Source organism: Wolbachia endosymbiont of Anopheles demeilloni, from assembly GCF_018491735.2.
Taxonomy (GTDB): domain Bacteria; phylum Pseudomonadota; class Alphaproteobacteria; order Rickettsiales; family Anaplasmataceae; genus Wolbachia.
Genome location: NZ_CP084694.1, coordinates 644887 through 658433 on the forward strand (window position 1 = coordinate 644887; position 13547 = coordinate 658433).

Consider the following 13547-nt stretch of genomic DNA (forward strand, 5'->3'; position numbering starts at 1 on the left):
AAAATTGTTACATTTGAGGAGTATCTTAAAGGTATTTAGCTGATGCATATTCAATTGGGTAGAGTTTTTGCTATTGTAGCCCTGTTAAGTTTTATCTTCATGTCATGTTCTAGCAAAGCAAGTGATGAATTGAAAAATATACCAGGAACGTTGAAAGAACTTGTTTCTTCATTTTCAGTTAAAGATACTGTAGAAAATATGAGTTCCTCAACAATTATAGGTTTATGTATAGCTACAGTGATACTTGCAGTAGTGTTCAGAGGCCTAATTTTTTTCATGATAATATTTGGCGTACTGATCATGATGTTTGGAAGCACAGAAAAGGCAACAGATTACCTGAAAGAAAAATTCAACTTTGCAAAGGACATACAGTTACAATCCAATAACAAAAAAGAAGATAAGGATTAAGTAAGATAGATGATTCTTTATTATCTTTTTATTGAATACGCATAATATTATATGCAACCAAAAGTACCAGTCACTAGCTCTAATTCTGAAAAAAAGAACAATTTAGCGTTACTAGAAAGTATTAATTTAGATTTTATCCCTTATGCTTGCCACTACGATGAAGAAACTATACTAACAAAACAGGGGGAATTATTAAAAATAATCAAATTAGAAGACTATTCTTCAGTTGATAACTATGGTGATCTTAGAAATGAAATTAGAAAAAGTATATCAAAAAATATCAAGAGTTTATATTTCACCGTTTGGATTCACACTGTCCGTAAGCGCAATAAACTGAGCTTACAGTGGAATAAAACTGCAGACTTTTCCGATCAGCTACACTCAACGTGGTTTAATAAACTAGTTGATAGTAAACTACAGTATATAAATGAATTGTACATTGTGGTGTTACTTAATGATTTTGGCAAACATATTAATAATGCATTTTTTTTTAGCGGGATAAAGAATAGGCACAAGTTATTTTTACAAAAAAATCATCAAGAATTACAAAAAATAACTGACCTGATTCAAAAAGATTTAGAACCTTTTGGAGCTAAAAAACTGGGCCTTAGGTCTAGTGAAGGCAAAATATATTCTCAAATGATGGAATTTCTCCATTACATTATTACATTAACGCACAAAGATTATCCAATATGTGAAAGGGATCTATCGCAGCATGTGAAAAACCTAAAAGTAGCTTTCGGTTTCAATAAATTTCAAACATCGTTTGAAGGTCAACAGAAGTTTGGTTCTATTTTTTGCATAAAGGAATATCGAGAAATCCCCTTAGAAAATATAGATAGGTGTTTGCAACTTGACTCTGAGCTTATCATCACAGAGATAATAATATTTACTAGTAATAATAAAGCAGTAAAAGAATTTAAAAAACAAATTAATATACTGCAAATCAGTGAGGACAATACCTTACTTCAAAACTCAGGAATAAATGAAATAATAGAGCTTGAAAAAATTTCTGCTATGGATTTTTGTCAACAGAAAATTATTGTTACAATCTTTGCAGATGATAAGAATAGGTTAGCTAAAAATATCAGCGATTTATCCTCTGTAATGTCGTTAATCGGGTTGATGATGTTTAGAACTGATCTGCACATGGAAAATCATTTTTGGGCACAGCTTCCTGGAAACTTTGCTTTTGTTACACAACCAAAAAATATATTAGAAAAATATGCTTGCAGCTTTGCTATGTTGCATGATTTTACATCAGGTACATTAAAAGGAGGAAGATGGAAAGAAGCAGTAACAGTTTTTTTTTCAAAAAAAGGCAGTCCTTACTTTTTTAACTTTCATGGAAAGAAAAATAATGGTCATACCACAATACTTGGAGCTCCAAATTCAGGTAGAACCTCATTGATCAATTTCTTACTTTCGGAATCAAGAAAATTTAACCCTAGGATTGTTATATTGGATAATACTGGAAAATCAATAATATTTACTAAAGCAGTAAGCGGTCAATATTACATAATTGATCCAAAATATAAAGATAAAAGTCTAAAATTCAACCCACTGAACATTGAAAATAGTTCTTCTAATCGCAATATGCTTGTTGAATTGATCAAAAGGATGGTTGTAGATGCAAGTTTGGTAGACGTAGAAGAAAAGACAAAAAAAATTGTAGATTCTATATTTGCTATACCAAGAGAATCGCGCTCTATTTCTCAAATTTCTGAAGTGCTTTTACTTCTTGGGGGTAAAATAAGTAAATGGTGTGGTGATGGTGAATTTGCTTACTTATTCCAAGATGGTGATGAATCAGACATTGACTGGGGAACAAAAACTATATCCCTCAATACTGCAAATCTCACTAAGCAAAAAGAATGTATGTCCGTGATACTTTACTATTTCTTATACTCTTTCGAAGCAAAATGTGATGGCTCACCTGCAATACTTGTTTTGGATGAAGCATGGGAGATAAGTAATATTTTTCCTACAGAGGGAGAGTTTGACGACTGGATGCAAAGAATGACAAAGTTAAATGTTGTAGTAATTCTAAGTACTGAAAACTTAAACCTAGCATTTGCTAGCAAGTTTACTCAATATTTAGATAAGCATGTCGATACGAGAATTCTGATGCCGAATATAAATGCAAACAGGTTATACATGAAAGCGTTTTCTCTGTCGAAAGAGGAACTGAATGTCATTTTGCAAACACCAACACAGGAAGGTTTATTTTTGATAAAGCAATACAAAGGTTTAATAACTTTAAATCTAGATTTGAAGAATATGAAAGAAATACATGTACTTTCAGCTAATAAAGAGACTATAAAGTATATGTATGAAGCAATAAAGGAAAAAGGCGAAAAAGTGAGTAAGTGGTTACCGGCGTTCTATGAAAAATGTAAAGCTTAATTTTTTATTGATATTCTCCTTGATATTTTGTCCTTCTTATCAAGGATATGCTGATTGTCCGTATTTTGTAAAGAGCAATACTGAACTTGAGGTTGCAGGAAATAAAACAGGAAAAGGTATTGCAAATTTTTTTAAAGGCAAGTGGAGCGATTTAGACTTTGACGAAAAATTATTGCAATTTATTAAAGTTACAGCAGTAAATAATCAGGGACCAGAAGGTTACTTCGATCTAAAAATTAAGGTCTGCGATTACGAAGGGAACGACAACTGTTATATATTATCCAGTGGAACATCCTGCCGCCAGATATATGGAACGCAGAGTACAGGAGCTGGAGTTTCTGCAGCAGCTTTTATCGATTGGGAAGGAGATAAAACAAAAGCTGGAGGAGAAATTGCCCAAGGTCTTGGATGGGAATGGGCAGATGGTGTTACTGATGAAGAAAAAGTAAAATTTGCTAATGCCCCTAAAATATGCGCTTGTAGTCAAAAGGGGGCTTGTATGTCAGGAATTTCTTCATGGGGCTCTAGAGTATTTTCTGGGGAAAATATTTTTCGTCCTGGAGAGATGGAAAAAGCTTGTGATACATGCTATCAAACAAAAGTAAAGTGTGCCCCTGTGCAACTTGCACCTGGCCCACCTCCATTTTGTGAACAACTTGCGATGTCACCACCACAAGTTAGAATTGTTCCTATAACAAATGAAGAAAATGATTATTTCCATCCAAGAGTTGGAGTCATTATTGGTGAGCTGAAAGAAAGAAGGGAGATATATGTTCCATCTGCTGTTTCAAATCACAAGAATATTCCAAGTTGGACATATCCTATTCCAGATAAAGATACTATCCATTATTTCAAAACCTATAGAAAGAAAGATAAGCTCTGCGCTGAATATTATGGTACTGAAAAAGAAGAATCAAAAAGAAAATTACAATTTCCTGCCCGTTGTTTTCCATCACCAACTGCTCCAAAGCCTGAGGAAATAAAGGTAGTAAATGAAAATACGCTAGAAGTAAAAATGAAGATGGATGAGAGAGTTTGTACTGAGAGGGCACGTGGAACTCACAATAATGGAGTCTGTACTTTTAATGTTAATGCTGACACCAGTCGCTCTATAGAAGTCGGCCCTCTATTCTTAAAAGTAATAAAGCCGGCAATAGTAGAAAAAACAACTGGTACCGGTAACATAAAAAGCGATATCGATAACATAATAGAAGGTATATTAAAAAATAATTCGCAATTTGAAGTTTTAGAAAAATATGGGTATGTTCCCGATATCGAAGCAGAATGTAAAGAGTTTCAGGGAAATAAGTGCAAACTGGATAATTTAGGATATCCTAAAATAGAAGTAAAATATAAAGAAAATCCTAAAAGTAAAATGCTATGCCTTTCTGGTTGGCAGCCAGAACCGGAGGAATTCGTTCTTGAAAAAAGAAATGAGCTAATATCAATGAAGTCAATGAGAGCAAGCTATGCTAAACACAATACTGTTTACTCGAAAGAATCAAATCAATCTTATTATTTTCCTTGCAAAAAAGGGGAAATTATTGAATTAGTTGATGTTTTAGCAAAGCCACAAGATGCACTAGATGAAATAATATTCAATAAGAAAGGATATATTTCTATTCTTGAAGAAAATAAGCCTAGAGACAATTGCATGGCAAAAGAGGATAAAGAGGTAGATACAAAACAAAATTGTGACAAATGCAAAATAGTATATGAGTTAACAGATGGAAAGTATGAAGAAAAAAACTGTAATCACGGTGATGATGGTTGCCTCTGCTTTGATGGAGTGTGTAGTCGCTCAACACAGTATGTGAACAAGGACAACAAGCTTTTTTACTTAAGAGTTTCACAGGATGAAAATGGAGTTATAAAGAAGTTAGATCATCCAATTAAAGCAAATAGAACAGAAGTCTTTTTTGCTGATAAATTATGCAGATTCGATTTAGATGGTTTAAAAAAGAGATTGCGTGAAATAATAATAGCACAATTGAAACATAAGAAGCAGATTATTGAAGACAGGGATCAAAAACTTTATGAGCTTGGAGATGGCTATACAGATGATCTGTCAATGTATGATTACGTTGAAATAGAAGCATGGGGAGGTGGTGAAGCTGGTCATATAGCTGATAAAGCTCAGTCTACTGTAAGTAGACCAGGAATGCCAGGTGATTACATTAAAGCTAAACTAAAAATCAACCCTAATTATCCTTACATCAAAGTAAAAGTGACAGAAGGAGGTGGCGAACAAGAAGATTATCAATCCAATAAAGATGGAGGACCAACTTTGATAGAAATGTGCAGAGACTCTTCAGGAATAAGTTGTAAAGATTTAATTACTGTTGTAGGTGGGGGCACACACAGAACCTATGGAGGAACAGATTATAAATACACAATAATTCATGAACAAAATTTAAAGCTAGAAGAAAAAATTGTAAAAGGAGATGATCTAAACTCTACTAAAGATAACAAAATAGCATATATAAAGAATGGTGAGATTGAGTATAAAAGTGTAACAAAATGTAGTAAAAACTACGTGAATAAAACATATGGTGCTGGCGGTTGTATCAACGAAAGCAGCAAAAGTTATAGCAAGGGCGCTCCTGGTTATGTGAAAATTAAACCTATATTTGAGAAAATTAATGAAAAAAGAGTAAAAAAAATAGATGATGCTATTGAAAAAATGATACAAAATCCAGATGATATCACAGATATTGATGATTCCTTAATAAATAAACTTGATAAAAAGATTATTGAGACAATTAAGAAAGAAATCGAAAACGAATTGTTAGGATCATAGTAAAAGGACCCTGATTGTTGCAAATGTGGTAAAGTTGAATTTACATCACTGAGAGTATCTGTTCAGATGCATGTCAAACCAGTGTTTCTTTTCTTGTATCTCAGTTCCCATAATGTCATCCCAGTGCGTGACACCCATTTCTTTCTAGTGCTTCCTTCCTCGTCATCACAGCTTCCATAATGTCATTCCATTGCTTGACACTGGAATCCATGTAAATTTAACTGGACACCAATGTCACAAACTAGTTTTCTCATCTATCTTATTTTGCTACTCTGCTGAACAGATACGTCAATTTTATCTACTGATGAGCTAGGTTTGTTGTTCTTCACATGTTGTGACAAAAGTTCCTTAACTCCTTTTTTCACAAGAAGTACTGAATTTGTATCCTTTTCAAGCATAAAAACTGTAGAGTTTTCAATTATCTCAGCTATTTGTAAAGGAGTATCTCCTGAATGGTTTTTAATATTAGCATCAGCTCCTTTTGCTAATAGTAATCTTGCTATTTCTTTGCGGCCTGTTATAGCTGCTATATGTAGAGGTGTATTGCCAAGCTGATTGCCAATATTGACATCCACCCCTTCTACACTAAGTAATAATTGAGCTACCTCGTCATGGCCATTATTAATAGCTACACACAAAGGATTCATACTGGTATCACAGCCATTGACTTTAGCACCATTATCAAGAAGCAACTTAACTACTGCTGCATGCCCATTCTGAGCAGCTAGATACAAGGGTGTGACATTATTTTTTTATCTACTATGTTAACATCAGCATTTTTTGTGCTAATTAATAGTTCAACTATTTCAGTATGTCAGTTCTGAGAGGCTAAGTACAGAGCTATTATACCAAATTCATTGTCTTTAGCATCAATCTTAATTTCTTGAGTATTAAGTAACACCTTTACAACTTCTACAAGTCCATTTTGAGCAGAAATATGTAAAGGTGTCTTACCATCAGTACAGTCTTTTATATTGGGATCAGCTCCCGCTTTAACTAACTCCTCTACTATAGCTTTGCTTTTAGCTACAAAAGCAAAGTGTAAAACTGTACTGCCTTTAGTAGTTCTTGCATGAATATTAGCTTCTTTACTGATTAGTAACTTTACTACGTCTAAATTCCCTGAATAAGCAGCAAAATGCAAGGCTGTAAATCCTTTTTTATCCTTGACATTGATATCAGTTTTTACATTAAGTAATAACTTAACTTCATTTATGTTACCATTATAAGCGGCTTGATGTAATAGAATATTTTCAACCGGGAGCGATTGAGTGCTGAACATATTTACCTCTATATAATAGTATGCCTAGTGGTATTACATCAAAACAAGGAACATTCAAGAAAAATTTTTTGCATCTGGCAATCTATTTTCTCTATTCTAATATATACAAACTCTTTAAACCCACCTTGTAATCAGGATAAACTAGAGAGACACCAAGATCTTTTTTAATTTTAGTATTGCTTACTTTTTTTGACCCTAAATAAAAACCCCGTGCGTAATTCGGTACGGAAGAAATCTCAACTGGCTCTGGAGGGCTAATATTGAGAAGCTCGGCTGCATACGTGACCACTTCAGATTGCGTAGCAGGTAAATCATCTGCACAATTGTATATCTCATAAGGCTTTATATTTTGCATGGAAGAAAATAAAATATTCGATATATCTTCAACATGAACACGAGAAAAAAATTTTTTCACATTTCTTGCTTTGCCAAGCTGCAGGTCAATTAGCGCATTTCTACCAGGACCATATATCCCAGCCAAACGAAAAATATGTACAGGCAATTTGCTACTTAGCCACTTCTTTTCAGATTCAAGGCGCTTTTCTCCTCTAATTTCTATAGGCTTTGTTTCAGATTCCTCATTCACCCAATTACCACAGTGGTCACCATAAACATTAGTTGCAGACAGATAACCAAGCCATTTAATATTCTCCAGACAATGACCGTATCTCTCCATAACATCATCTCCGTCTGGAGGAATAGAAACTAAAACATGCGTTACGCTTTTAAGCAGATCTTGATCAACCTTTTCATAATCAAAAAGTTGTATATCTTTATTTCTTGATGTACCGTTAACTTTCCAGCCTAAATTTAGCAATTTTTTCGATAGAAATTTAGCTACATATCCGTAACCAAAGCAAAACAAGTGCATGGAAATTAATTTCCAAAATTCTTCTTGATAAACTCAACCCCTAACCTTATTCCTTCTTCATTAATAATATGGCCTAATCCATGAATTGGGTATCCTTGAGCGTTTACTCCATTTTCTTTCAGAGCTTTAACCGCTAAATCAAGGGAAGAAAAAGGTACCACATCATCAGCGTCACCATGAATAACACATATGCTGGGTTTTGATTTGATCTCCGGTGCAATTTTTGAAGGTGAAAGAAACCTACCAGAATATGCAACAACCGATGCACAAGACTGAAGCCGGGTAAGAGCTACATGCATTGCAAGCATTGCCCCTTGAGAAAATCCAACTAAAGAAAGCTGAGTATCTTTTAAATTAAGCTCCTTTAATTTTGTACCAATAAAATGATTTACAATTGATGCAGCATTTTTCACCCCATTATATAGTGCTTCCTCACTACGATCCTCTAAACTAAACCACTGATAACCATCACCTATTTCTCTTTCAAATGGAGCATTGGGAATTACTAAATATGAATCAGACAAAAACTTGCTCATAACTTTAGCAAGATGCACGAAATTATCGCCACTTGAGCCCCAACCATGAAAAAAAATAATCAAATTTTTCTTATTTCCATTTGGGCAAATTTCTTGGCTTTGTAGTTCAATCATCTCTTCATCCCTTTATGTTTATATTTAACTCTATGGTAATACTAAATTTGAGGAACAAGACCTCACTACTGCTATAGCTCTTTGATATGAATAAATACTACTTAGCTTCAACTTTCTCTATCAATTTCTTGACTAAGCCTCTCAATCTTCTGCTGGAATCATCAAGCTCTTGAATTTGTGAAACATCTTTTCTAATGAGCTCTTTGTGATTACTCTTTATGTAATCATACATTTCCTTCATCTGAGCAATCATCTTGTTGATATCCATACCACTCATATCAGGTATCATGCTAGGCATATTTCCTTCTAGCATACCGCCAGCCATAAGTTGCTGAGACATTTGCATGAATGGCTTTAAGGCCTGTTGAAGCAAATTAGGGTCGCTTGCCAATTTTTCTATTTGCTCTTTGCAAGTATCCATGTATTGCTTCATAAATTCATCATCTTGCACTTTATCTGTCATAATTACACCTATTTGAAACTAATATTATATATTGTTTTTAATTAAAAACAATACAAGAACAACTATATTAATACTTGATTAAATGACAAATTAACTATTTTAAAGGTTCACATACTCTCTTTAACCATTCCTTATCTTTTATGCCATTTTTTATATTTTTATAAATAAATTGGTGATAGCTATTTATCCATTTAACTTCATCTTCAGTAAGCATTTGTATATCTATTAGCTTTTTATCATAAGGAACAGAGGTAAATTGTTTAAAGCTTAAAAAGACGTTTTCTCGCCTTTCAATATACATCAGATTCTCAATTCTTATTCCATACTTTCCTGGAATATAATAACCAGGCTCGTTAGAAAGTATCATGCCTGGAATGAGTTCCTCTTTATTTCCTCTTGATATTGCTTGCGGTCCTTCGTGTACCGAAAGGTAACTTCCTACTCCATGTCCTGTACCGTGCATGTAATCTATTCCAAATTTCCATAAATGTATACGCGCTAATATGTCCAATTCCCCACCAGTGGTACCAGGGAGAAAGACTGCACTTGCTATCGAAATGTGAGCTTTTAGTACTATTGTGTAATGAGCCCGTTGCTCATTAGTTGGATTGCCAACTGCTATAGTTCTTGTAATATCGGTTGTACCATCAAGGTACTGACCACCAGAATCGATCAAATATAGTCCATCTTTTTTAATAGCTTTATTTGTCTTATTGCTTGCACGATAATGAATGATTGCTCCATTCTCGTTGAATGCTGAAATTGTTGGAAAACTCGATTGCTTAAACAAATTCTGCTCCTTTCTGTATTCTAAAACTTTTTCTTCAGCTTCAAGCTCAGTAATTTCACTGTCAATATTGTTTTCAAGCCAATATAGAAAATTTGTAACTGCTACTCCATCTTTGATGTGCGCACTTATAGCTCCAGTTATTTCAGTTTGATTTTTTACTGCTTTGTGAATCAAACAAGGATCTTCCTTCTCAATTATCTGCTTATTTTCTATTAGACCTCTTTCATTACTTATTGTCATCTCAGTGCTTGACACTGGGATCCATGCTTTTTTATTTCTGGTCAAGCACTGAGATGACACCGAAGCTGATTTTTCATTTAAATAATGGTTATACAAGGAATCTATTGCATTCATAATGCTCATTGGAGTCGTGCTTGGATCTATCACCACCAAATTTAACTTATGTAGTGAATTTTCTAGCTCACTAATATCAAAAACATTTATATGGTTATCAAAATTTGCTTCTATAGTTGAATGTTCTTTATCTTGAATAAATAAATCAACATTGGCATTTTTATACAATATAGCACGACCAAATATACAAGGAGTATATTCAGCACTTTCATTTCTTAAATTTAATAACCATGAAATTGAATTTGGATCAGTCAGAAGCACTGCTTCAGCCTCTATGTTTTTAGCTACTCTTTCACATTTATCCTTACTACTCTCACCAGATACATGTGAGACTATTGTTTGTGCTTTATGACTACTATCTTTTTCAATTAAGTATGGTACTAATTTACAAATGCCTTCATATTTTCTTATGTCCTTCATAGTAAAATATTGCGGATAGTAACCCAGTGAGGTAGTCAATGTTAAGTTTGCTTTTACCCATTTGTGTGGATCCTCTTTTTGTATATTATATACTCGAAAACTGCCCTGATCGAGCTGACTGCAAGCTTGTGTGATATAGCGTCCATCTGTAAAAAATGGGCACTTATTACTCTTTGTAACGATAAGTAGCCCATTTGTTCCCGTGAAGCCACATAACTCTGCTAACTCTTTTGAATATTCATTTAAATACTCGTCTTTAGTATGCAACATAAATGCATCAACATTTATTTCGTGCATAAAAGAGCGAAATTCTTCGATTTTTGACATGGAATACCTTACGCAGAATTAGCAGCTATTTTCGTTTTCTTATTCCTAAGGTACACTAATATGCTAACTATTGCTGCTGGAGTGATGCCCTGTATTTGCTTTGCAATGCCAATTGTTGCTGGTTTTATTGATTGCAACTTCTCTATCACTTCAGTTGACAAGCCTTTAATCTGTGAGTAGTTGAAATTAGTTGGAATTTGAGTATTAACTTCCTCTTGTAGAAACTTCATATCGGCTTCTTGTCTTACTAAATAAGGCTTGTATTTTGCTTCAATTGCAACTGCTTCATATATTTCATTCTTGGCTATGCTATCAGTTATAGTGTTATTCCAGCACATGACGCTGGAATCTACATTTTTTTCAGTGTCAACTGCATCTACTCTATCATCATTCAAGTACTGGATCCCAGTGTCAAGTACTGGGATGACAGGAAGAGGTGCTTTGGTGTTATGCAAGTAGCTGACACTGAAATCCATGTTTAACTCTGGCCATATTTCTTGTAATTTATTCCAGTCAATATTTGGATAACCGAGCAAATCTAATGCTGTTTTTCTTATTCCATCATAAGATATTTTAATGCCATAGGACCTGAGCTGCTCAGGAGTAATTGTTAAGCTCTCTAATTTCTCCTCAAGTTGCTTAATGGATTTAAGTTTACCCTGCAAAACAGAGTATCTCTCATGCGACACAAGAGAGATGTCATAACCTTTTTGTGTCAATCTTCTATCTGCATTATCTGACCTGATTGCCAGTCTATATTCTGCACGCGAGGTGAATAATCTGTAAGGCTCAGCAATTCCCTTAGTGACCAAGTCGTCTATCATTACACCGATATATGAGTCTGTACGATGAAGAACAAAACTTTTTTGAGATAAAGAGAGTGCTGCATTGATTCCGGCAATAATTCCCTGTCCGGCCGCTTCTTCATATCCAGTAGTACCATTAATTTGACCAGCAAAATATAGTCCTTTAACTTTCTTAGTTTCGAGAGTATGAAATAGCTCTCGTGGATCGATATAATCGTATTCAACTGCATATCCAGGTCTTAATATTTCTGCATTTTCAAGCCCTTTTATACTCTTTATCATTTCATACTGCACTTCGATGGGCAATGAATTTGAAATTCCATTTGGATATATAGTGTTATCATCAATCCCTTCTGGTTCTAGAAATATTTGGTGATTATTTTTTTCTGCAAATTTTTTAACTTTAGTTTCAATTGATGGGCAGTATCTTGGTGCAATAACGTTATCTAAATATGAAGAAGCTGATCTGTGAAGATTCTCTCGAATTACTCTGTGTGTATGTTCATTAGTATGAGTAATAAAACATGAAACCTGAGGCTGGTTAATTTTCTCTGTAAGATAAGAAAATGGTGTAGGTGGATTGTCACCCACTTGTTCTTGTAATACCGACCAGTTTATAGTGCCAAGATCAAGCCTCGGTGGAGTTCCGGTACGGAATCTGCCCAGTTTAAAATCATACTTCTTTAGCGTATTTGCAAGCTCTATTGCAGGTTTATCTCCCATTCTTCCAGAAGGAGTTGTTTGCTCTCCCATATGAATCACACCACGTAAAAAAGTCCCTGTAGTCAAAACAACTCTGCTTGTCAGTATACGTTCACCTGAGTCTGTTATTACAGCTTTTATATAAGATTCTCCATTGCTATCACTTTCGATAAGAAAATCGTCAACTGACTCTTCTTTTACTGTCAAGTTGTTATAATTTAGAATAATTTCCTGTATTGCTTTTTTGTATAATTTTCGGTCTGCCTGTGCACGTGGGCCCCATACTGCTGCGCCTCTACTGCCATTTAAAACGACTGAGTGTATGCTTGCTCGGTCGATAGCTCTTCCCATTATTCCATCAAGGGCATCCACTTCCCTAACTACAACACCCTTTGCAACTCCTCCAATTGCTGGATTACAAGACATTTCTCCTATAGTTGAAATTTTGTGAGTTATAAGTAGCGTGCTTGCACCAAGGCGTGCTGCAGCTGAAGCTGCTTCACACCCGGCATGACCGCCACCTACTACCACTACGTCGTACTTATGCATCTTCTTGAGTAATTCCTACTCTATAATATTCCAACTATCAGTGATTGATGTCAAATTTTACAGATTCCAGTGTTACACACTAACTTAGCTCAAATTATCGTCTCTTTTACAAAAGAAACTTTTTCAACTGTAGGATAGGTAATACACTCATCCACTTCTTCTTCCTGAGATATTCCAACATATGTAGAATCTGTAATCGAAGTTGCACTTGCTGCAAATGTAATTGCTGATTCATCTGCACAATGCACTAAAGATGTGGCTACATAAACCCCCATAATTATTGCTATTAGCCCTGTTATTGCACTTACTAAGATAATCACTGTTACTACTGGATTAGGAAAAACAGCAATCACACTTGAATTAATCACTGCCCCAATCGTAGTACTTATAGGTATAGCCATACCAAAAAAAATTGCTATTTTTCCATGATCTTCCTCAATAGGATCTCTTTTGCAAAACTTATATAGCAAACATCCTAAGTGCAAAACCGCAATCAATACTAGAGCCATAGAACCAGCAATTGCACCTATGGCTAAAGGTGATGAAGTGTCAAAACTCAACCACCAAGCTAATACTCCTAGTGCTGACACTATACTATAAGCTAATAAACAAATATACATACAATCCCTCTCACTAATTAATAGGCATCATTTTTACTCTAAATTGCAAATTTTCCCTCCGCCATCTAAATACTAGAGCAACAAGGAATGCTAACGGCC

Annotated in this window: 11 protein-coding genes; 3 read left to right on the forward strand and 8 right to left on the reverse strand. The window is 34.5% G+C overall.

Going from position 1 to position 13547, the window contains the following annotated elements; all coding sequences use genetic code 11:
- Window positions 1-42 precede the first annotated feature (42 nt).
- The 3 genes from JSQ73_RS03425 to JSQ73_RS03435 are packed head-to-tail and all read left to right on the forward strand — an operon-like array spanning window position 43 to window position 5614.
- Window positions 43-408, forward strand: a complete 366-nt coding sequence (locus JSQ73_RS03425; RefSeq protein ID WP_214249608.1) for a hypothetical protein — start codon at window positions 43-45, stop codon at window positions 406-408.
- A 51-nt stretch (window positions 409-459) separates the two neighbouring features.
- Window positions 460-2814 carry a VirB4 family type IV secretion/conjugal transfer ATPase gene (locus JSQ73_RS03430; protein ID WP_214249609.1) on the forward strand — a complete coding sequence of 785 codons (2355 nt, stop codon included), beginning with the start codon at window positions 460-462 and terminating at the stop codon, window positions 2812-2814.
- Window positions 2795-5614 carry a hypothetical protein gene (locus tag JSQ73_RS03435; RefSeq protein ID WP_214249610.1) on the forward strand — a complete coding sequence of 940 codons (2820 nt, stop codon included), beginning with the start codon at window positions 2795-2797 and terminating at the stop codon, window positions 5612-5614. Before JSQ73_RS03430 ends, JSQ73_RS03435 begins: the two co-directional genes overlap by 20 nt.
- Window positions 5615-5868: 254 nt before the next feature.
- Here JSQ73_RS03435 and JSQ73_RS03440 read toward each other — a convergent pair whose 3' ends face one another.
- From JSQ73_RS03440 to JSQ73_RS03475, 8 genes are all read right to left on the reverse strand, one after another.
- Window positions 5869-6348, reverse strand: a complete 480-nt coding sequence (locus tag JSQ73_RS03440) for an ankyrin repeat domain-containing protein (RefSeq protein WP_234301632.1) — start codon at window positions 6346-6348, stop codon at window positions 5869-5871.
- 80 nt (window positions 6349-6428) lie between these two features.
- Window positions 6429-6896, reverse strand: a complete 468-nt coding sequence (locus tag JSQ73_RS03445; RefSeq protein ID WP_234301633.1) for an ankyrin repeat domain-containing protein — start codon at window positions 6894-6896, stop codon at window positions 6429-6431.
- 91 nt (window positions 6897-6987) lie between these two features.
- Window positions 6988-7767 (reverse strand): SDR family oxidoreductase, encoded by a 780-nt coding sequence (locus tag JSQ73_RS03450; RefSeq protein WP_214249611.1) that lies wholly within the window; start codon window positions 7765-7767, stop codon window positions 6988-6990.
- A 5-nt stretch (window positions 7768-7772) separates the two neighbouring features.
- Window positions 7773-8417 (reverse strand): alpha/beta hydrolase, encoded by a 645-nt coding sequence (locus JSQ73_RS03455; protein ID WP_214249612.1) that lies wholly within the window; start codon window positions 8415-8417, stop codon window positions 7773-7775.
- 97 nt (window positions 8418-8514) lie between these two features.
- Window positions 8515-8880 carry a hypothetical protein gene (locus JSQ73_RS03460; protein WP_214249613.1) on the reverse strand — a complete coding sequence of 122 codons (366 nt, stop codon included), beginning with the start codon at window positions 8878-8880 and terminating at the stop codon, window positions 8515-8517.
- A 94-nt stretch (window positions 8881-8974) separates the two neighbouring features.
- Window positions 8975-10771: an aminopeptidase P family protein gene (locus JSQ73_RS03465; RefSeq protein ID WP_214249614.1), complete on the reverse strand. Its 1797-nt coding sequence runs from the start codon at window positions 10769-10771 to the stop codon at window positions 8975-8977.
- Window positions 10772-10779: 8 nt separating this feature from the next.
- Window positions 10780-12828, reverse strand: a complete 2049-nt coding sequence (gene mnmG / locus JSQ73_RS03470) for a tRNA uridine-5-carboxymethylaminomethyl(34) synthesis enzyme MnmG (protein WP_214249615.1) — start codon at window positions 12826-12828, stop codon at window positions 10780-10782.
- 89 nt (window positions 12829-12917) lie between these two features.
- Window positions 12918-13448 (reverse strand): hypothetical protein, encoded by a 531-nt coding sequence (locus tag JSQ73_RS03475; RefSeq protein WP_214249616.1) that lies wholly within the window; start codon window positions 13446-13448, stop codon window positions 12918-12920.
- Window positions 13449-13547 lie beyond the last annotated feature (99 nt).

Bases quoted from the DNA above. Each gene is read 5' to 3' on its own strand.
- JSQ73_RS03430 (WP_214249609.1), top strand. From the start codon at position 460: ATGCAACCAAAAGTACCAGTCACTAGCTCTAATTCTGAAAAAAAGAAC.
- mnmG (WP_214249615.1), bottom strand. From the start codon at position 12,828: ATGCATAAGTACGACGTAGTGGTAGTAGGTGGCGGTCATGCCGGGTGT.
- JSQ73_RS03455 (WP_214249612.1), bottom strand. From the start codon at position 8,417: ATGATTGAACTACAAAGCCAAGAAATTTGCCCAAATGGAAATAAGAAA.
- JSQ73_RS03475 (WP_214249616.1), bottom strand. From the start codon at position 13,448: ATGTATATTTGTTTATTAGCTTATAGTATAGTGTCAGCACTAGGAGTA.
- JSQ73_RS03465 (WP_214249614.1), bottom strand. From the start codon at position 10,771: ATGTCAAAAATCGAAGAATTTCGCTCTTTTATGCACGAAATAAATGTT.
- JSQ73_RS03435 (WP_214249610.1), top strand. From the start codon at position 2,795: ATGAAAAATGTAAAGCTTAATTTTTTATTGATATTCTCCTTGATATTT.
- JSQ73_RS03450 (WP_214249611.1), bottom strand. From the start codon at position 7,767: ATGCACTTGTTTTGCTTTGGTTACGGATATGTAGCTAAATTTCTATCG.
- JSQ73_RS03460 (WP_214249613.1), bottom strand. From the start codon at position 8,880: ATGACAGATAAAGTGCAAGATGATGAATTTATGAAGCAATACATGGAT.
- JSQ73_RS03425 (WP_214249608.1), top strand. From the start codon at position 43: ATGCATATTCAATTGGGTAGAGTTTTTGCTATTGTAGCCCTGTTAAGT.
- JSQ73_RS03445 (WP_234301633.1), bottom strand. From the start codon at position 6,896: ATGTTCAGCACTCAATCGCTCCCGGTTGAAAATATTCTATTACATCAA.